Source organism: Actinokineospora lacus, from assembly GCF_053813445.1.
In genome coordinates this window covers 129,465-146,669 of sequence record NZ_JBQERA010000002.1, presented here as the reverse complement: position 1 = coordinate 146,669, position 17,205 = coordinate 129,465, and the positions used below count along the sequence as shown (strand labels likewise).

Below are 17,205 nucleotides of genomic sequence, written 5' to 3'. Positions count from 1 at the left end.
TCAGGTCCAGTGCCCCGTGCCGAACGTCGCCTCGCCGCGGCGGAGCAGGGCGCGCAGCTCCATCCGGCGGACCTTTCCGGTTCCCGTGCGCGGCACCCGGTCCCAGGTCAGGACCACCGGGTCGGCCAGGGCGGGCAGGTCGCGCACCGCGGACTCCCACACGGCGTGGTCCAAGACGCCGTCCGTGGTCACCACGACCGGGACCGGCAGCTGTCCGGGAGTGCCCAGCACCACGCACTCGACCGCCTGCGGCACCCGGTCCTCGATGACGTCCTCCAGTTCCACGCAGCTCTGCCCCGGGATCACGTCCACCTCCCGGTCCACCAGCCGGTACGAACCCGACCGGGTGCGGACGCCGACGTCCCCGGAGTTCCACCACTTCCCGGAGACCTTCGACTCCCAGCGCGCGGTCTCCCCCACGTAGTCGACGCCCTGGGCATCCGTGCGGACCAGGACCAGCCCCGGGCGCCCGGTCGGGACCGGGGCGAACGTGCGCGGGTCCACGATCCGCAGCCGCGTGCGCCCGGGAACGGGACGCCCCAGGTCGCGGGTGCTCGGGTGGCGCTCGGCGCGCGCGGCGACGGAGCGGCGGGTCAGGAACCGGAAGGTCATCGGGCCGGTCTCGGTCTGCCCCCACACCTGCACCCACAGCGGGCGCTTGCGCCGCGTCGCGCCCAGGAACGCCCGCACCGTCGGCGGGTGCATGGCGTCGAAGGTGCTCACGAACAGCCGCACGTCGTCGAACGGGTTGTCGTCGCGCTTGGCCAGGCCCTGCCAGCGCACGTACGTCGCGGGCAGCGCCTCCAGCGTCGTCGGCCGGTGGGCGTCGAGCACCGCGGGGTCGTCCGACCCGAGCACGACCACCTTGCTCGGGGCCAGCCACAGCACGCTCGCCGTCCACGGGATCGCGCGCCCGTGGCTGTAGGCGATGGCCACGCCGACCGTGTCGTCCGGCCTGCTGGACAGCACCGGGACCCGCTGCGCCTCCCGCGCGGCGAGGCGGTGGATCAGCGAATCGGTGGTGTGCAGCACCAGCTTCGGCGTGCCGGTGGTGCCGGAGGTGTGGTTGACCACCAGCGGCGCGTCCGCGGCCCGCCGGACGAACCCGGGCGGGCGGGTGCCGCGCACCGCGGCCAGGTCCAGCGTGCCCGGGTAGCGGCCGTCGAGGACCAGCGTGCGCCGGGCGAAGCCGATGACGTCGGTCTCGTCGTCGCGGGCGTTCTCCAGCACCCCGGTCGAGGTGACCAGCAGCGCCGGGTCCAGGCGCTTGAGCAGCACCTGGAGCGTCCGCGGGGGCAGGTGGTCCGACAGCAGCGCGGGCACGGCGCCCAGCCGGGCGGCCGCGCACGCCAGCAGCACGTAGTCCCAGTGGTTGTCCTTGACCACCGCCACCCGGTCGCCCGCCCCGACACCCGCGGCGTGCAGCCAGCCCGCGGCGTTGCGCACCAGGCCCGCCAGGTCGGTCATGGTGTAGGTCGTGCCGTGCTCGGGCGCGATGTCCAGCGGCCGGTCCAGCTCGGCGACGGTCCCCACCCCGCGGTCGACGAGGTCGTCGAACAGGGCGCCCAGTTCGGTCGGCTTCACGGCTCCACCTTCCGGCCGATCACGGTCACCATCACCTGGGAGAGCCAGGTGTGGCGCGGGTCGAGCAGGTCGGCGACCGCCCGGTCGACGTCGGCCTGGGGCACCGCGAGCCGGGGCCGCAGGTGCTCCAGCCACAGCGCGAACCACCGCCCGCCCGGCGTCCCGCCGCGCACCACCTCGGCGCGGGCGTCGGCGCGCACGTCGGCCAAGCCGACGGCCTCGGCCAGTTCCACGTCGAGCAGCCCGCAGCGCGGGTGGTACCCGGAGGTCCGCATCGCCGCGTACGCCGCGCGCTTGACGCCCTCGTGGAACGCGCCGTCGGCGTGGCTGAACAGCGCCGCGGTGTCGGTGTCCTCCAGCACCAGGTGCCCGCCGGGCCGCAGGACACGCGCCATCTCGCGCACCGCGCCCAGCCGGTCGGCCAGGTGCTGCACCACGAGCCGGGCGTGCACGAGGTCGTAGCCCGCGCCGGGCAGCCCGTCGGCCACGTCCCGTTCCACGACGTCGAATTCCGCGCGGTCCATATGGGACACATCGCAGTCCACGGCGGTCACCGACGCGCCGCGCCCGGCCATCCACCTGGCGACCGAGCCGTGGCCCGCGCCGACCTCGAGGCAGCGCGTCCCCGGCCCGACGAGCGGCGCGAGCCTGCCGAACGTGCCCGGGTCCCACAGCGCCTCGCCGAGGGCGAGGCGCTCGGACTCGCGGGTGAAGCCGGTGTCGAAGCAGTAGGCGGTCTCAGCCACCGGTCACCGCCAGGCTCGGCGTCCTGGCCAGCACGCGCTCGGCGACCAGCTCGGCCGAGCGGACCGCGCCCTCGCCGGAGGGTCGCAGCAGGTACCAGTCGCCCGCGTACTCCACCGCCGACGGCGCCCGCCGCGCGAAGTCCGCGCGCAGGGCCAGCGCGGCGGCGGTGGGCATCGGCAGGCCGTGCCGGAACACCGAGACCACCGTGTCCACGCAGCGTTTCCGCAGCCCCGGCAGGTAGCGCTCGGCCTCGGCGAGCAGGGTCGCCGCCGCCTGCTCCGGCGCTCCGGCGACCAGCTCGGCCGCGCTGCCCGGCCCGGCGACCAGGCTCACCAGGCCGCGCCCCGGCGGCACCCGGTCGGGGTGCCTGCGCTCGTCGAAGACCACCCCGGCCAGCAGGGGGTTCTCCACCGGCGGCACGAACAGCCCGAACGTGCCCGGCGGCGGGGAGAGGGGCGCGTCGAGCAGGCAGGCGACCTTGACCATCGGCCGGTACGGCACCGCGCGCACGTACTCCGGGGCGCCGGGGTGCAGCGCGGCGGCCACCGGCGCGGGGACGGCCAGCACGACCTGCCGGGCGGTGACCTCGGTCCCGCCGATCACCAGCCGCGCGCCGCTTGGCGCCACGCCCACCGACTCCACCGCCGCCCCGGTCACCATGTCGAGCTGCCCGGCGAGCAGCCGGGCGACGCTGTCCATGCCGCCGCGGTAGGTGCGGAAGGTGCTGGTGGGCCCCACGGCGAGCAGGTGGGCCAGGAGCGGTCCCGCGCAGGCCAGCGAGGTGTCCCAGCCGTAGAAGCCGGACGCGACCGGCTCGAACAGGTAGTCGTGCAGGTCGCGCGGACGGCGCCGCAGCAGGTCGGCGATGGAGTCGGCGCCCAGCGGGGTGGCCTCGGGGTGGTCGGTGTCGTAGTGCCTGGCCCGCAGCCGCAGCCCGGTGAGCAGCCTGCCCAGCGCGACCCGCGCGGCCACCGACAGCCCGGCCCCCGTGCGCAGACCGCGGGGGTCGCCGACATCGGGGTGCGCGGCGCCCTCCCGCCACACGGCCAGGCCCGCGCCGATCAGCGGAACGTCCATTTCGGACACACGAAGCTCGCACAGCAGCCGCCAGGTGGCCGGATAGCCGTGCGTCCCCAGCATTTCGGCGCCCGTGTCGATGAGGTAGCCGTCCCGGCGGACGGTGCGCATCCGGCCGCCCACGTGCTCGCCCGCCTCGAACACGCGCACCGCGCGGCCCGCGCGGCGCAGCCGGTGCGCCACCGTCAGCCCGGCGATGCCCGCGCCGACGACGGCGACGTCCAGGTCCGCGCTCACAGCCGACCTCCCAGCACCGGGGCGAAGAAGTTCACCAGGATCAGCAGCGCCACCGTGACCCGGTGCGTGTGCAGGCCGATCAGCCGCGCGCCCAGGTGGTCGTCGAGCACGATCCCCCGGTGCAGTTGCGCCAGCCGCAGCGCCACCGCGGGCAGCATCGCAGGCGCGAACCACCACGGCGCGCCCAGGCTCGTCGCGGTGACGATGAGCGCGATCTCGGTCAGCGACAGCATCGCGATCAGCGCCCGGTTGCCCTGCTCGGTCAGCACCACCGCGGCCGTCGGCCTGCCCACCTGCGCGTCGCCCTCGGCGTCGCGGGTGTTGGAGTACACCCCGAACAGCAGCGGCCCGAGTCCGAAGAGGACGGCCTGCACCACGACGAACCCGCTCACCGCCCCGGTGCACAGCCCGACGGCGGCCAGCACCAGCCCGATGCCGAAGCCCGCGAGGAACACCTCCTGCCCGCCGCGGTAGCTGATCTTGAGGCCCCACGAGTACTGCGCCGCGGCGGCGAGGCACACGAAGACCAGCAGGACCGCCCAGAGCGGGCTGAACGGGGCCAGCGCCGCGGTCCACGACCACACCAGCAGGCCGAAGAACGTCGCCCCCCAGGCGAAGACGACCGCCTCGTGCTCGGTGATCTCCCCGGTCAGCAGCGGTTTGCGCGCCAGCCGCCTGGCCGGGGCGTCGGGCCCGTAGTTCGCCGCGTCGCTCCCGTCGCGGAAGCCGGTGACGTCGTCGAAGGCGACCGCGCCCGCGACCACGGCGACCAGCCCCACGAGGAACATCAGCAGCGTGGCCACGACCTCGGACGAGGCCCACGCGGCCGAGCCGACCGCCGACCACGCCAGCGGCACGGCCAGGTAGTAGTCCCAGACGTCGAGCTTGGCCAGCCGGGCGAACGCGCCCAGCCGCCGCCCCCGCACGGGTATGACAATGCTCATCGAACAGCCTCCGGGAACGCGCAGACCGCGTCGGCGATGTGCTCGACCTGGCCGTCGGTCAGGTGCGGGTAGATCGGCAGGGCGAGCATCCTGGCGCCCGCCAGCTCGGCGTGCGGCCAGAACCGCCTGCCGCACGCGTACTGGGTGAACGCGGGCTGGGCGGGCAGCGGCGTCGGGTAGTAGACGTGCGTGCCGACGCCCCGCTGGGCCAGGTGGTGGCGCAGCTCGTCGCGGCGCTCGGCGAGCAGGCAGTAGACGTAGTGGCAGCGCCCGTCGCCGCCCGCGGGCGGGGCCTGCACGCCGTGCTCGACCAGCGGGGCGAACCGCTGGGTGTAGTAGTCGGCGATCCGCGCGCGCCGCTCCAGCCGCGCGGGCAGGCCGGGCAGCCGGTGGAGCTGGTAGTCGGCCAGGATCTCGTCGAAGCGGCTGTTGTAGCCGACCTCGTGGTGCACGAACCGGGTGCGGCCGTCCTGGCCGTGGTTGCGCAGCATCCGCACGGCCGCGGCGATCTCGGGGTCGTCGGTGATCACCGCGCCGCCCTCACCGACCGTGCCGAACGTCTTGACCTGCACGAACGAGTACACCCCCGCGTCGCCCCAGCGCCCGGCGGGCACCCCGCCGAGCACGCCGCCCTGGGCGACCGCGGAGTCCTCGACCAGCCGCACGCCGTGGCGGTCGGCCAGCGCGCGCAGGGTGGGCATGTCGGCCATGACGGAGAACATGTGCGCGGGCATGATCGCGGCGGTGGCCTCGGAGACGGCGGCCTCGACCTCGTAGGGCTCCACGACCATCGTCCACGGGTGCACGTCGGCGAAGACCGGGGCGGCGCCGACGTTGACGACGGCGGCGGCCAGCGGCGCGCAGCCCAGCGCGGGCACCACGACCTCGTCGCCGGAGCCGATGTCCATCGCGCGCAGCACCAGCATCAGCGCGCCGGTCCCGCTGGCGCAGGCGATCACGTCCGCGGCGCCGGTGCTCGCGCGCAGCGCCGCCTCGAGTTCGGCGGTCCGCTCGCCGAGGATGAACTTCTGCGCCGGGTCGGTGCCGACGCGCCGGACGGTCTCCAGCAGCCGCTCGCGGTCCTCGTCGAACAGGTCGGGCGGGAAGAACGGCAGCGCGGTCACGTCGGCGTCCCCCAGCGGGACGACGCGGAGTAGAAGGCGCGGACCAGCTCGCAGACCCGGTCGACGGCCGCGTCGGGCAGGTCCGGGTAGAGCGGCAGGGCCAAGGCGCGCTCGCAGGCGGCCTCGGCGACCGGGAACTGGCCCCTGCGGTAGCCGAGGTCGGCGAAGCAGGGCTGCAGGTGCAGGGGGACGGGGTAGTAGGTCTCGGTGCCCACGCCGTGCGCGGCCAGGTACGCGGCGAGGCTGTCGCGGTGCTCGACCTCGACCAGGTACACGTAGAACACCGGCTCGGCGGGCACCCGCCGCGGCACGACGGTGGGGGTCCGCAGCACGCCGGGGCACCCGGCCAGGCGCTCGGTGTAGGCGCGGGCCAGGTCGGCGCGGCGGGCGATGTCGGCGTCGAGGCGCTCCAGCTTGGCCAGCAGGACCGCGGCCTGGAAGTCGTCCATCTTGCTGTTGAACCCGGGCAGCACCGTCTCATTGGCGATGCCCGGGAAGTGCGCCAGCGTGCGGCCGAAGCGGCCGTGGTGGCGCAGCGCGGCGACGGCGTCGGCGACGAGCGGGTCGTCGGTGATGAGCGCGCCCGCGTCGCCGAGGGCGCCGAGGGTCTTGGTGGGGAAGAACGACAGCACACCGCCGGTGCCGAGCAGCCCGGCGTGGCGGCCGTCCCAGCGCATCCCGATGGCCTCGGCGCTGTCCTCGATCAGGGTGAGCGCGAACCGCTCGGCGATGGCGGCCATGGCGCCGAGGTCGGCGGTCTGGCAGAACAGGTGCGTGGGCATGAGCGCCCGGGTGTGCTCGGTGACCGCGTCGGCGGCGGCGGCCGGGTCCATGGCGTAGTCGTGGGGGCCGATGTCGGCGAACGCGGGGCGCCCGCCCGCCAGCGACACCGAGGACGCGGTGGCGATGAAGCTGAACGCCGGGACCACCACCTCGTCGCCGGGTTCGAGGCCGATGGCGCGCAGCAGCAGCACCAGCGCGTCGGTGCCGGAGTTGACGCCGATGGCGTGCGCGGCGCCGGTGTAGTCGGCCAGGGCGCGCTCGAACCGCTCGACCATGTGGCCGTGGGAGTACTTGCCGCGGGTGATGACCTCGGCCAGGTTGGCCTCGGCCCGCGGCCAGACGGCGTCGAGGGTGGCGGCCTGGGTGAAGAACGGCACCGGCACGGCAGGCGCCGAGGTGAGCGCCGCGACGTGCTCCATGCTTGTCCTTTCCGGACTGGCGTGACGGCAGGCGGACGCCTGACCCGGGCATCACGCTAGCCAGTCGAGATTGGTTGCGCCGCAACACATCCAAAGATCACACGGACGTGTGGCGCGCGTTGACAGTTTCCCTGGTGGGCAGCAGGGTTTGGGTCGTCATCGATAGGGTCGGGAGGCAGCTCGGGATGCTGGGCACACTGGTCGTGGGGCTCGGCCGGGCCGGAACGGGCCTGCACCTGCCGGTGTTGCGCACTCTCCGCAGCGCCGCGGGCCGTCCGCTACCCCCGATCGTGGTGTTCGATCCCGTTCGGAGTGTCCCGCGTGGACCGGACGTGGTCGTCGCCCGTGGTGTCCACCACGCGGCGGCGCTCACCGACCCGGCGACCACGGTCGTGCACCTGTGCACCCCGCCGACCGCCCGCGCCGCGCCGCTGGCCGAGCTGGCCGCGGTGGGCTTCCGCCGGTTCCTGGTGGAGAAGCCGCTGGCCACCGACCCGGCCGCGCTCGCGGCGGTCACGGAGCTGGCCGAGTCCGCCTGCCTCGACATCGTCCCGGTCGCGCAGTGGCGGCGCAGCGAGCTGACCGAGCGGCTGCGCGCCCTGGCCGAGGGCGGCGCGCTCGGCGCGGTGACGGCCGTCGCCGTGCGCCAGGCCAAGCCCCGCTTCACCAGGACGCTGGCCGGGGACGCGCACCCGAGCGCCTTCGACGTCGAGGCGCCGCACTCGGTGGCGCTGGCGCTGAGCCTGGCCGGGCCCGCCAGGGTCGAGTCGGCGGGCTGCTCGGACATGCTGCTGGGCGCGGCCGTCTTCCCCGGCCTCGGCGGCGCGTGGCTGACCCTGGCGCACGACGGCGGTGTGCGCACGGAGATCATGACCGACCTGACGGCCCCGGTGCGCGAGCGCCGGGTCACCGTGGAGTTCGAGGGCGGCACGGCCGTGGGGCACTTCGCCGTCAGCGCCGCCGACGAGTACGCCCAGCTGCGGCTGCGCACGCCCGACGCGGGCTCGCGGTGGGTGTTCCGCGACGACTCGCTGGGCGCGTTCGTGGCAGGGGCGTACCGGCACTTCGAGGGCGCCGAGCCGCTGCCCGGGGAGTTCGCCGCGGGCGCGGCCGTGGTGACCCTGATCGCCGAGGCCAAGCGCCTGGCCGCCCGCGCGCCCGTCGGGGCGGCGCGGTGAGGGTGCTGGCGGGCATCGGCGACGAGGCGGGGCCGGGCCTGGCCGAGCAGGTCGCCGCGGTGACCGCGCTGGGCTGGTCGGCGATCGAGCTGCGCGGCGTGGACGGCACCGCGCTGGCCGACCTCGACGACCGCGCCTTCGACACCGTCGCGGCCACGCTGGCCGAGCACGGCCTCAGCACGGTGTGCGTCGACTCGCGCATCGGCGACTGGGCCTCGGAGATCACCGACGACTTCAGCCCCGACCTCGACGAGCTGCGCGTCCTCGAACGGCGCTGCGCCGTGCTCGGCACCCGGTACGTGCGGGTGATGTCCTACCCCAACGCCGGGCTGCCCGCCGCGGAGTGGGAGCGGCGGGTGCGGCGGCGGCTGCGCGAGCTGGCGGCCCGCGCGGAGCAGGCCGACCTGGTGCTGCTGCACGAGAACTGCGCGGGCTGGGCGGGCGCCGACGCCGACCGGATGCTCACCCTCGCCGCCGACAGCCCCGGCCTGGCGCTGCTGTTCGACACCGGCAACGGGATCGCCTACGGCTACTCCGGCGTCGACCTGCTCGCCAAGATCGTCGAGCACGTCGAGCACGTGCACGTCAAGGACGGCCGCAAGGGTCCCAAGTGGACGCTGCCGGGCGCCGGGGACGCCGACGTCGCAGGTGTCCTGGCGATCCTGGACGCGCACGGGTACACCGGCGCGCTGTCGCTGGAGCCGCACCTGAGCCTGCGCCCGCACGAGCGCGACGGCCGCCCCGGCGAGGCCGCGGGCTTCCACGGCGCCGGTCGGGCGCTGGAGTCGCTGCTGGCGACCCGGCCGGGGGCGTGAGTGCTCACCGCCGCCGACCACAGCCTCCTGCTCGACCTGCTCGCCCTGCCCACCGCGGGCCCGCTGGAGTCCGCGGGCGAGGTGCGGCTGTGGGAGGCCCAGGAGGTCTACGCCGAGGCGTCCGGGTTCACCGTGGCGCACCACGCCCCCGCCGACCCCGCGGTGTTGCGGTGGCCGGGCGTGCCCGACGCGGTGCGCGGGATCGACCTGTCGTGCCAGCCGAACCTGGTGCTGCGCCTGGGACCGCCGCTCCCCCGGGACCGGACCGCCATGTTCAACGTCCACCTCGACACCGTCGCCGGGACCGAGCCGGTCTCCTTCGACGGCGCGGTGTTCCGCGGCCGCGGCGCGATCGACGCCAAGGGCCCCGCGGTGGCCCTGCTCGCGGGCATCCGCAACGCCGCCGCCCGCGACCCGGCGATCGGGTCGGAGGTGGCCGTGCTGGTGCAGGCGGTCTCCGGGGAGGAGGGCGGCGCGATGGGGGTCTTCGGCACCCGCCCGCTCGTCGAAGCCGGGCACGTCGGCGCGCTCAACGTCTTCTGTGAGCCCACCGGGGGCCGCTACCAGCCAAGCGCGACCGCGGCGGCGACCGCGGAGGTCCGCGTCGACGGCGAGGGCGCCGTCGACGACCTCCCCGGAGCCGGGCACAACGCCACCGTCCTGCTCGGGCACCTCGCCGCGCACCTCGGGGCGCGCCTGGACGGCGCGTGCGTCGCCGGGCTGCACACCGGGACCGCGCACAACCGGGTCTACGGGTCGGGCTCGCTGCTGGTGAACCTGCCCTACGCGAGCGCGGCGGCGGGCGCGGCCAGGGTCGCCGCGCTGGAAGCGGCGGTGGCCTCCGGGCTGGCCGAGTTCGCCGAGCGCTTCGCCGCGGCGCCGTCGATGGCCAGGACGGCCGCCGACGCCGCGGCCGTCACCCGGGTGCTGTGGCGCAAGCGCGGCCTGCCCACGCTCACCGACACAGGCCGTGGGTTGGCCGAGCTGATGGCCGCGGCGGGCATCCCGCGCGGCACGGGGTCGTTCACCTGCGACGCCATCTGGATGTCCGGGGTGCGCGCCGCCACGGCGGTGCTGGGCCCCGGCGACCTGGCCGCCAACCGCGCCCACGCCGCCGGCGAGTACGCCGTGCTCGCCGAGCTGGACGCCTTCGCGGGCCAGGTCTCCCGGCTGCTGCTGGCCTTCGCCGCGGCGGCCCGCTCCCCCACCCCCGTCGACCGAACGGAACGGACCTCCCGATGACCGACCTCGACACCGCGCCCGCCGTGACCGGCGTCCGGGTGCCGGTGGGCGCCCTGCTCGACTTCACCACGGCGGTGTTCCTGGCCCACGGGCTGACACCCGCGCGGGCCTCGGCCGCGGCCGAGGCGCTCTGCCACGGCGACATCACCGGCACCACCTCGCACGGCCTGGCCAACCTGACCCGGATCTACCTGCCGCTGCTGGAGTCCGGGCGGGCCCGCGCCGACGCCGAGCCGCGGGTGGCCGCCGACCGCGGCGCCGCCGTCCTGCTGGACGGGGCGGGCGCGCTGGGGCTGTGGCTGGCGGGCGAGGCGATGGACCTGGCGTGCCGCAGGGCCGCGGAGTACGGGGTCGGGCTGGTGTCGGTGCGCGGCGGCACGCACTTCGGCTGCGCGGGGCACCCGGCGCTGCGCGCGGCCCGGCACGGCATGGTCGGGGTGGTCGCGGCCAACTGCGGGCGCCAGCGCATCGCCCGCCCGCCCGGCGGGCGCGTCCCGATGCTGGGCACCAACCCGCTGGCCGTGGCCGCGCCCGCGGGCGGGCGCCCGCCGTTCCTGCTGGACATGAGCACCACCGCGGCGCCGACGGGCAAGATCCGGGCGGCGGCGCGGGCGGGCGCGGACATCCCGCCGGGCTGGCTGGCCGACGACACCGGCGCCGCGGTCACCGACCCCACCCGCCTCGACGCGGGCGAGGCGCACCTGGCCTGGCTGGGAGCGCCCGGTCCCGGGCAGTACAAGGGGTTCGGGCTCGCCCTGATGGTCGAGGTGCTGGCCGCGCTGGTGCCCGGCGCGGGCCTCGGCCCGGTGGGCGGGGCGGGCGCCGACGACGACATCGGCTACCTGCTGCTGGCCGTGGCCCCGGGCGCGCTGCGCGAGCCGGGCGGGTTCGACCGCGACGCCGCAGCGCTGTTCGGGGCGCTGCTGGACTGCCCGCCCTCGGCGCCGGGTCGGCCGGTGTCGTACCCGGGCTGCCCGGAGGCCGCGCGCACCGCCGATGCCGACGCCCACGGCGTGCCGCTGTCCTCGGCGCTGGTCGCCGAGCTGGCGGTGGTGGCCGGGCGGCTGGGCCTGCGGATGCCGGAGGTGTGCTGATGCGGGTCGGGGTGATCGGGCTCGGGGTGATCTCCCGGTTCTACCTCGCGGCGCTGCGCGACAGCGGGCCGCTGCGGCTGGGCGCGGTCTGCGACCGGCGGCAGGCCGCGCTGGCGCCGTTCCGCGACGAGGTGCCGTGCTTCACCGACCACCGCGCGCTGGTGGCCGCGGGCGGGCTGGACGCGGTCGTGGTCACCGTGCCGAACGACGCGCACGCCGAGGTGTGCCGGGACGTGCTGGACGCGGGAATCCCGGTGTGCGTGGAGAAGCCGCTGGCCACCACCGTGGCCGACGGGCGCGCGCTGGCCTCGCTCGCCGAGGCCAGGGGCACGGTGCTGTTCACCTCCTTCCACCGCCGCTACAACGCCAGGGTGCGGGAGCTGCTGATGGGCCTGCCGCCGCGCTGGGCGATCGACTCGGTGCGGGTGCGGTACCTGGAGCGCATCGAGGAGCACGTCGGGGCCGACGGCTGGTACCTCGACCCGGCGCGCTGCGGCGGCGGCTGCGTGGCCGACAACGGGCCCAACGCCGTGGACCTGGTGCGGCTGCTGCTCGGCCCGGTCTCACTGTCCGATGTGGAGATACGCAGGGACGCGGGCGGGCTCGACCGCTGGGCCCGGCTGCGCCTGGCCGCCGACGGCGGGGCGAGCGCGGAGGTGGAGCTGGACTGGTCGTACCCGGGCGAGGCCAAGGACATCGAGGTCCGGCTGGCCGACGGGACCGTGCGGCACGCGGACATGCTCGCCGGGTTCACCGGGTTCAAGCAGTCGCTGTGGCACGAGTACGCCGGGGTGCTGCTCGCCTTCGCCCAGGCCGTGCACGACGGCGGCCGCGACTCGGCGGGGCTGGCGGCGCTGGAGCTGGTGGACGCGGCCTACCGGGCCGAGCGGAAGGGGATCAGCGCGTGATCGAGGACGGCGACAAGCGGGCGGTGTCGGGGACCCTGGTGAAGGTGCTGGTGCACCGGCGCGAGGACCGCGGGATGCGGCTGGAGGAGTTCGCCAGCCGCTGCGTGCGGCGGGGCGAGGTGCACGAGCTGGTGACCACCGACCACGGCGTCGCCGACGGCCGCATCGACCGGGTCGGCTTCCTCGGGTTCGCCGAGATCGACCGCGGCGGCGTGATCGACCGCGGGGACGAGGTGCGCGTCGGCGGCACGGTCGTCGGCACGGTGCTCGGGTTCGACGCCTGCCACTTCCCCAACCACTACAACATCCTGATCCACCGGGACTCCCCGGTGACCGGCTCGGACATCGCGCTGTCCCCGGAGTCCGCGGTGCGGTTCGGGTGAGGCGGGCGGTGGTCGCGGGCGGCAGCCTCGCCGGGCTGCTGGCCGCCCGGGTGCTGACCGGGCACGCCGATGAGGTGGTCGTGGTGGAGGCCGACGAGCTGCCGCCCGGCCCCGCGGAGCGCCCCGGGACCCCGCACGCCGGGCAGTTCCACGTCCTGCACGCGCTGGCCCGGGGGCTGCTCGACCACTGGTTCCCCGCCCTGTTCGCGGACCTGGCCGCCGCGGGCGCGGCGCCGGTGTCCACTGCGGACGGTCGGATGTACGTCGACGGGCGGATGCGCCCGGTGATCCGGGACGACTCGCTGATGCCGGTGCGCCGCCCGCTGGTGGAGTGGCACGTGCGCCAGGCCGTGCTCCCGTCGGTGCGGCTGGTTCCCGGGCGGGTGGTGGGCGTCCTGGGCGACCGGGCGCGGGTGCGCGGGGTCGTGCTGGCCTCCGGGGAGCGGCTGGGGGCGGACCTGGTGGTGGACGCCACCGGCCGCGGCACCCGGCTGGGCGAGTGGCTGCGCGGGCTGGACCTCACCCCGCCGCCGAGGCGCCGGGTGCAGTTGGACCTGGGGTACGCGACGACGCTGTACCACCGGACCCCGGGGCAGCGGCTGGACGGCCTGCTCGCGGTGCACTCGCTGCGGTCGGCGGCCTGGGCCGACCCCGGGGTGGGCTGCGTGGCGGCGGTGTCGCCGGACCGGTGGCTGTGCACGGTGGCCGGGTACGGGGCGCGGCGGCCCGACCGCTCGGCGGAGTCGTTCCGGGAGCGGTGCCTGGCCGAGCCCGCGCCCGCGTTCGCGGCGCTGGTGCGCTCGTGCGTGCCGGTCGGGCCGGTCGCGGCGCACCGGTTCCCGCACAGCGTGCGCCGCGACTTCCACCTGGCCGGGGAGTTCCCGGCGGGCCTGGTGGCGGTGGGGGACGCGGTGGCGTCGTTCAACCCGGTGTACGGCCAGGGCGTTCCCTCGGCCGCCCTGCACGCCTCCGCCCTGGGCGCCTGGCTGTCGTCCGGGTCCGGTGTGGACGCCTACTTCGAGTGGCTGCGGGTGCTGGTCGACGCCGCGTGGCAGACCTCGGTCATCGAGGACTTCCGCCTCCCGCACGTCCGCGGGGAGCGCCCCCGGGGCCACCGCGTCATGCAGGCGGTCAGCGCCGCCATCGACCGCGCCGCGATGACCGACCCGGTGGTGACCCGCCGGTTCCTGGACGTCGTCAACATGCGGGCGCACCCCCGCGAACTCCTGCGCCCGGCCATCCTCGGCCGCACCCTGCTCAGCGAGGCCCGGCTGCGCCTGCCCGGCACCCAATAACGCGGGCACGGCGACCTGGATACGGTGAACGGCCCCGGAAGGGATCGCCTTCCGGGGCCGTTCACCGCCGTGGGACTAGCGGCCGAGCAGGTTCACCTCGGACTTGCCCTGGTGGTAGAGGCGCACCGCGTCGACGAGCTCCTCGACGGTCAGGCTGCCGTTGCCGTTGACGTCGATCTGGGTGAACGCCTGGTCGGCCTGGCGCTCGTCCACCCCGGCCGCGCGCATCCAGCGCTTGAACTCCTGCTGGTTGACCTCGCCGTCGCCGTCGGTGTCGCAGATGTCGACGATGGCCTCGATGGTCGGGCGCAGGTTGCGGTCGAAGCCCGCGTCGCCGCCCTCGACCAGCTCCCTCTCCGAGACCTGGATGAACTGCTCGGTCGAGACCTGGCCCTGCGGCCCGACCTGGGCCTTGGCGGCCAGCTTGTCCCACATGCCCAGGTACGCCGACATGAGAGCCCGACCCTTCGGGCTGTTCTCCTGCTCGCCGAACGACTGCAGGATTCGACGGGCCTCGGTCTCGTAGTCCGACTTGTCGATCGACCCGTCGCCATTGGAATCCCACAGCTCGAACCGGCGCTTCAAGCGGCTGTCCTGGACGCTAGCGGTCACAACCATGCTCCTTCGGTTTGTGGCTATTTCCCTGATTTTGACGAGCCGCGCCCGGCCAGGGCACCGAGTCGGCTTCAGCTCCGCGACCTCGACAGTAGCCCGGTTCCCGAGCACCGGCAGCGGATCATGCCACCCTTTTCGGGTGTATTGCCGACACCCCGATCGGGCATCGGCGATTACTCTGCGAATGTCAATCCAATGGGTGAAAACAGGTACACGAACAAGCGAGTGCCGATGGCGGCGAGACCGACAAATATGGAAGCGGCTCACCGGATCGACAAAGTGGAGGAAACATGGGAGTCACCCGCGCGGCCCGACCCGGCGCGCTCGCCGCCGCGGCCCCGCGTCCCGGCGCCTGACCCGGACGTGGGCCTCGACCTGGTAGTGATCGGCCTGGGGTACGTCGGCCTCCCACTGGCCCGCAGGGCCTGCGCCGCGGGCCTGACGGTCACCGGCGTCGACATCTCCCGCGACGTGGTGGCGGGACTGCGGGCGGGCCGCTCGCACATCGGCGACATCGCCGACGGCGACATCGAGGCGATGCTCGACGCCGGGTTCACCGCCACGGTGAACCCGGCGCCCGTCGGCGCCGCGGACACCGTGGTCATCTGCGTGCCCACCGGCCTGGTGGACGGCGAGCCCGACCTCGGCGCCGTGCTCTCGGCGGCGGGGGCGGTGGCCCGGCACCTGCGGCCGGGCACCCTGGTGGTGCTGGAGTCCACCAGCTACCCGGGCACCACCGAGGAGGTGCTGGCCCCGGTGCTGGAGGCGGGCGGGCTCGTCGCGGGCGCCGACTTCCACCTGGCGTTCTCCCCCGAGCGCATCGACCCGGGCAACGGGGAGTTCTCCTTCGAGAACACGCCCAAGGTCGTCGGCGGGCTGACCCCGGTGTGCGCGAAGCGGTGCGCGGCGTTCTACGAGGAACTGGTCGACACCGTCGTCGTCGCGGCAGGCTTGCGGGAGGCGGAGACGGCCAAGCTGCTGGAGAACAGCTACCGGCTGGTGAACATCGCGCTGGTGGACGAGCTGGCGGTGTTCTGCGCGGGCGCGGGCGTCGACGTCTGGGACGTGCTGCGCTGCGCGGCGACGAAACCGTTCGGGTTCCAGGCGTTCGCGCCGGGGCCGGGCGTCGGCGGGCACTGCATCCCGGTGGACCCGCGGTACCTGGCCAGCCGAGCCCGCTCGGCCGGGCTGCCCGCGACGATGATCGCCACGGCGCTGGAGGTCACCGCCGGGATGCCGGGGTACGTGGCGCGGCGCGCGCGGGAGGTGCTGGCGCGCGGCGGTCCGGTGGCCGGGGCCAGGGTGCTGCTGCTGGGCGTGACGTACAAGGCGGACGTGGCCGACGTGCGGCAGTCACCGGCGATCGGCGTGGTGCGCCACCTGCGGGCCATGGGCGTGCAGGTGGCCTACCACGATCCGCACGTCCCCCGGTTCGCCGTGGACGGCGTCGAGGTGCCCAGGTCCGATGTGGACGACGACGCCGACCTCGTCGTGCTGTTGCAGGACCACCGGTCCGTCAGCGTGCCCCGGGTGCGGGCGGTGCTGGACACCCGGGGCGTGCTCCCGGGCGACCACGTGGAGCGGCTGTGATCCCAACACCGGAATAACACGGCCTAGCCGCGTTCGAAGTCCAGCAGGAAGCGCTTGCGCTCGATGCCGCCGCCGTAGCCGGTCAGGCTGCCCGTCGAGCCGATCACGCGGTGGCACGGCACGATCACGCTGATCGGGTTGCGGCCGTTGGCCATGCCGACAGCGCGGGAGGCCGTGGGGTGGCCGAGGCGCTGGGCGAGTTCCCCGTAGGTGATGGTCTCGCCGTAGGGGATCTCGCCGAGCGCGGCCCAGACCCGCTGCTGGAAAGGGGTGCCCGCCATCGCCGTGGGCACCTCGAAGGTCCTCAGCTCGCCAGCGAAATACGCCTTGAGCTGGGCTTTGACCTCGTCGAGCAGGGTATCGTCGCGGTGGCCGAAGGTGGTCTCGGCCGGACGGTGGCGCTGCTCGGTCATGTAGAGGCCGGACAGGATGCCGTCGGTGGCGACCAGGGTGAGTTGGCCCACGGGGCTGTCGGTGATCGTGTGCGCGCGCACTGGGGTCCTCGCTTTCGGTTGCCACCAGAGTGGACCGGAGGGGGGTACGGATGCTGGCGGGAATCGGCCATCACACTTTGGGTGAACCGGAACCAATCGGGGTACCTCCACGTTGACACGCTGAGCGCCGACGAAAGGACCGCCATGCCGCTGTTCAAGCGACTCACCGCCCTCGCGGGGGCCGCGGCCGCCGCGAGCAAGTATGCCCGCCGCCACCCGGAGAAGGTGGACCGCTGGGCCGCCAAGGCCGGGCAGTTCGTGGACCGCCGCACCAAGGGCAAGTACCACGACCGCATCGGCACGGCGGTACGCAGGGTGCAGGCTTCCGCGCGCCGGTGAGCCCTGCCCGCGGGATGGGGCGGTAGGGCCTGAGACAGCCAAGACCCTCGGCGGGTTCGCCGGGGGTCTTGGTGTCGCTCCGGGTCAGGACGGCGGCAGGGCGTCGATGATGTCGGCGAGCGTGATCCAGGCCGGGGTGGGTGGGGCGTCCTCGTCCAGGGGGATGATGGGCAGGCGCCAGAGGTCGGCGTGCGGGTGCCGCTTCGGGTCGCCCGCGACGACGCCGATGCCGATGAACTGGGGATTTCCCCGGTGGAAGTTGTACATGCCGAAGGTGACGACCGTGCCGGGTACCGGCCAGTCCGCCGCCGCTGCGTGCATGTCGACCCCCGGTCCC

The 17,205-nt window shown here is 75.0% G+C and carries 18 protein-coding genes; 9 read left to right on the top strand and 9 right to left on the bottom strand.

What is annotated here, in order from left to right:
* Genes ACTG9Q_RS05245 through ACTG9Q_RS05220 form a run of 6 tightly spaced genes read right to left on the bottom strand, consistent with a single transcriptional unit; the run spans position 1 to position 6,915 of the window.
* Positions 1 to 1,584 (bottom strand): class I adenylate-forming enzyme family protein, encoded by a 1,584-nt coding sequence (locus ACTG9Q_RS05245; RefSeq protein ID WP_455571460.1) that lies wholly within the window; start codon positions 1,582 to 1,584, stop codon positions 1 to 3.
* Positions 1,581 to 2,330, bottom strand: coding sequence for a class I SAM-dependent methyltransferase (locus tag ACTG9Q_RS05240; RefSeq protein ID WP_455571459.1), 750 nt, complete (start codon positions 2,328 to 2,330; stop codon positions 1,581 to 1,583). The genes ACTG9Q_RS05245 and ACTG9Q_RS05240 overlap by 4 nt, the downstream gene beginning before the upstream one ends.
* Positions 2,323 to 3,645: a protoporphyrinogen/coproporphyrinogen oxidase gene (locus tag ACTG9Q_RS05235; RefSeq protein WP_455571458.1), complete on the bottom strand. Its 1,323-nt coding sequence runs from the start codon at positions 3,643 to 3,645 to the stop codon at positions 2,323 to 2,325. The genes ACTG9Q_RS05240 and ACTG9Q_RS05235 overlap by 8 nt, the downstream gene beginning before the upstream one ends.
* The gene (locus tag ACTG9Q_RS05230; protein WP_455571457.1) at positions 3,642 to 4,589 is read right to left on the bottom strand and encodes a UbiA family prenyltransferase; all 948 of its coding nucleotides are present in this window, start codon (positions 4,587 to 4,589) and stop codon (positions 3,642 to 3,644) included. Before ACTG9Q_RS05230 ends, ACTG9Q_RS05235 begins: the two co-directional genes overlap by 4 nt.
* Complete coding sequence (locus ACTG9Q_RS05225; RefSeq protein ID WP_455571456.1) at positions 4,586 to 5,713, bottom strand: DegT/DnrJ/EryC1/StrS family aminotransferase; 1,128 nt, start codon at positions 5,711 to 5,713, stop codon at positions 4,586 to 4,588. Before ACTG9Q_RS05225 ends, ACTG9Q_RS05230 begins: the two co-directional genes overlap by 4 nt.
* Complete coding sequence (locus tag ACTG9Q_RS05220) at positions 5,710 to 6,915, bottom strand: DegT/DnrJ/EryC1/StrS family aminotransferase (protein WP_455571455.1); 1,206 nt, start codon at positions 6,913 to 6,915, stop codon at positions 5,710 to 5,712. The genes ACTG9Q_RS05225 and ACTG9Q_RS05220 overlap by 4 nt, the downstream gene beginning before the upstream one ends.
* A gap of 134 nt (positions 6,916 to 7,049) precedes the next feature.
* Here ACTG9Q_RS05220 and ACTG9Q_RS05215 point away from each other — a divergent pair, with 134 nt between their 5' ends.
* Genes ACTG9Q_RS05215 through ACTG9Q_RS05185 form a run of 7 tightly spaced genes read left to right on the top strand, consistent with a single transcriptional unit; the run spans position 7,050 to position 13,830 of the window.
* Complete coding sequence (locus ACTG9Q_RS05215; RefSeq protein WP_455571454.1) at positions 7,050 to 8,093, top strand: oxidoreductase; 1,044 nt, start codon at positions 7,050 to 7,052, stop codon at positions 8,091 to 8,093.
* Positions 8,090 to 8,908, top strand: a complete 819-nt coding sequence (locus ACTG9Q_RS05210) for a sugar phosphate isomerase/epimerase family protein (protein ID WP_455571453.1) — start codon at positions 8,090 to 8,092, stop codon at positions 8,906 to 8,908. Before ACTG9Q_RS05215 ends, ACTG9Q_RS05210 begins: the two co-directional genes overlap by 4 nt.
* Complete coding sequence (locus ACTG9Q_RS05205; RefSeq protein WP_455571452.1) at positions 8,909 to 10,150, top strand: M20/M25/M40 family metallo-hydrolase; 1,242 nt, start codon at positions 8,909 to 8,911, stop codon at positions 10,148 to 10,150.
* Entirely contained in the window at positions 10,147 to 11,244 is a 1,098-nt protein-coding gene (locus ACTG9Q_RS05200; protein WP_455571451.1) for an Ldh family oxidoreductase, read from the top strand. The genes ACTG9Q_RS05205 and ACTG9Q_RS05200 overlap by 4 nt, the downstream gene beginning before the upstream one ends.
* Positions 11,244 to 12,152 carry a Gfo/Idh/MocA family protein gene (locus tag ACTG9Q_RS05195; RefSeq protein WP_455571450.1) on the top strand — a complete coding sequence of 303 codons (909 nt, stop codon included), beginning with the start codon at positions 11,244 to 11,246 and terminating at the stop codon, positions 12,150 to 12,152. The genes ACTG9Q_RS05200 and ACTG9Q_RS05195 overlap by 1 nt, the downstream gene beginning before the upstream one ends.
* The gene (locus ACTG9Q_RS05190; RefSeq protein WP_455571449.1) at positions 12,149 to 12,535 is read left to right on the top strand and encodes a DUF6917 domain-containing protein; all 387 of its coding nucleotides are present in this window, start codon (positions 12,149 to 12,151) and stop codon (positions 12,533 to 12,535) included. The genes ACTG9Q_RS05195 and ACTG9Q_RS05190 overlap by 4 nt, the downstream gene beginning before the upstream one ends.
* On the top strand, positions 12,532 to 13,830 hold the full coding sequence (locus ACTG9Q_RS05185; RefSeq protein WP_455571448.1) for an NAD(P)/FAD-dependent oxidoreductase: 1,299 nt from the start codon (positions 12,532 to 12,534) through the stop codon (positions 13,828 to 13,830). The genes ACTG9Q_RS05190 and ACTG9Q_RS05185 overlap by 4 nt, the downstream gene beginning before the upstream one ends.
* 75 nt (positions 13,831 to 13,905) lie before the next feature.
* Here ACTG9Q_RS05185 and ACTG9Q_RS05180 read toward each other — a convergent pair whose 3' ends face one another.
* On the bottom strand, positions 13,906 to 14,448 hold the full coding sequence (locus ACTG9Q_RS05180; protein WP_455571447.1) for an EF-hand domain-containing protein: 543 nt from the start codon (positions 14,446 to 14,448) through the stop codon (positions 13,906 to 13,908).
* A 360-nt stretch (positions 14,449 to 14,808) separates the two neighbouring features.
* On the opposite strand from ACTG9Q_RS05180, the gene ACTG9Q_RS05175 reads away from it, so the two are divergent.
* Entirely contained in the window at positions 14,809 to 16,035 is a 1,227-nt protein-coding gene (locus ACTG9Q_RS05175) for a nucleotide sugar dehydrogenase (protein ID WP_455572016.1), read from the top strand.
* A 23-nt stretch (positions 16,036 to 16,058) separates the two neighbouring features.
* On the opposite strand, the gene ACTG9Q_RS05170 is transcribed toward ACTG9Q_RS05175, so the two are convergent.
* Positions 16,059 to 16,529, bottom strand: a complete 471-nt coding sequence (locus tag ACTG9Q_RS05170; RefSeq protein ID WP_455571446.1) for a methylated-DNA--[protein]-cysteine S-methyltransferase — start codon at positions 16,527 to 16,529, stop codon at positions 16,059 to 16,061.
* 144 nt (positions 16,530 to 16,673) lie between these two features.
* Between ACTG9Q_RS05170 and ACTG9Q_RS05165 the strand changes: the two genes are divergently transcribed.
* Complete coding sequence (locus ACTG9Q_RS05165; RefSeq protein WP_455571445.1) at positions 16,674 to 16,868, top strand: antitoxin; 195 nt, start codon at positions 16,674 to 16,676, stop codon at positions 16,866 to 16,868.
* A gap of 84 nt (positions 16,869 to 16,952) precedes the next feature.
* On the opposite strand, the gene ACTG9Q_RS05160 is transcribed toward ACTG9Q_RS05165, so the two are convergent.
* Positions 16,953 to 17,189, bottom strand: coding sequence for a hypothetical protein (locus ACTG9Q_RS05160; protein ID WP_455571444.1), 237 nt, complete (start codon positions 17,187 to 17,189; stop codon positions 16,953 to 16,955).
* Between the last annotated feature and the right edge of the window lie 16 nt (positions 17,190 to 17,205).

Excerpts from the sequence above, each read along its gene's own strand:
- ACTG9Q_RS05230 (WP_455571457.1), bottom strand. The coding sequence starts at position 4,589 with ATGAGCATTGTCATACCCGTGCGGGGGCGGCGGCTGGGCGCGTTCGCC.
- ACTG9Q_RS05220 (WP_455571455.1), bottom strand. The coding sequence starts at position 6,915 with ATGGAGCACGTCGCGGCGCTCACCTCGGCGCCTGCCGTGCCGGTGCCG.
- ACTG9Q_RS05200 (WP_455571451.1), top strand. The coding sequence starts at position 10,147 with ATGACCGACCTCGACACCGCGCCCGCCGTGACCGGCGTCCGGGTGCCG.
- ACTG9Q_RS05195 (WP_455571450.1), top strand. The coding sequence starts at position 11,244 with ATGCGGGTCGGGGTGATCGGGCTCGGGGTGATCTCCCGGTTCTACCTC.
- ACTG9Q_RS05180 (WP_455571447.1), bottom strand. The coding sequence starts at position 14,448 with ATGGTTGTGACCGCTAGCGTCCAGGACAGCCGCTTGAAGCGCCGGTTC.
- ACTG9Q_RS05165 (WP_455571445.1), top strand. The coding sequence starts at position 16,674 with ATGCCGCTGTTCAAGCGACTCACCGCCCTCGCGGGGGCCGCGGCCGCC.
- ACTG9Q_RS05160 (WP_455571444.1), bottom strand. The coding sequence starts at position 17,189 with ATGCACGCAGCGGCGGCGGACTGGCCGGTACCCGGCACGGTCGTCACC.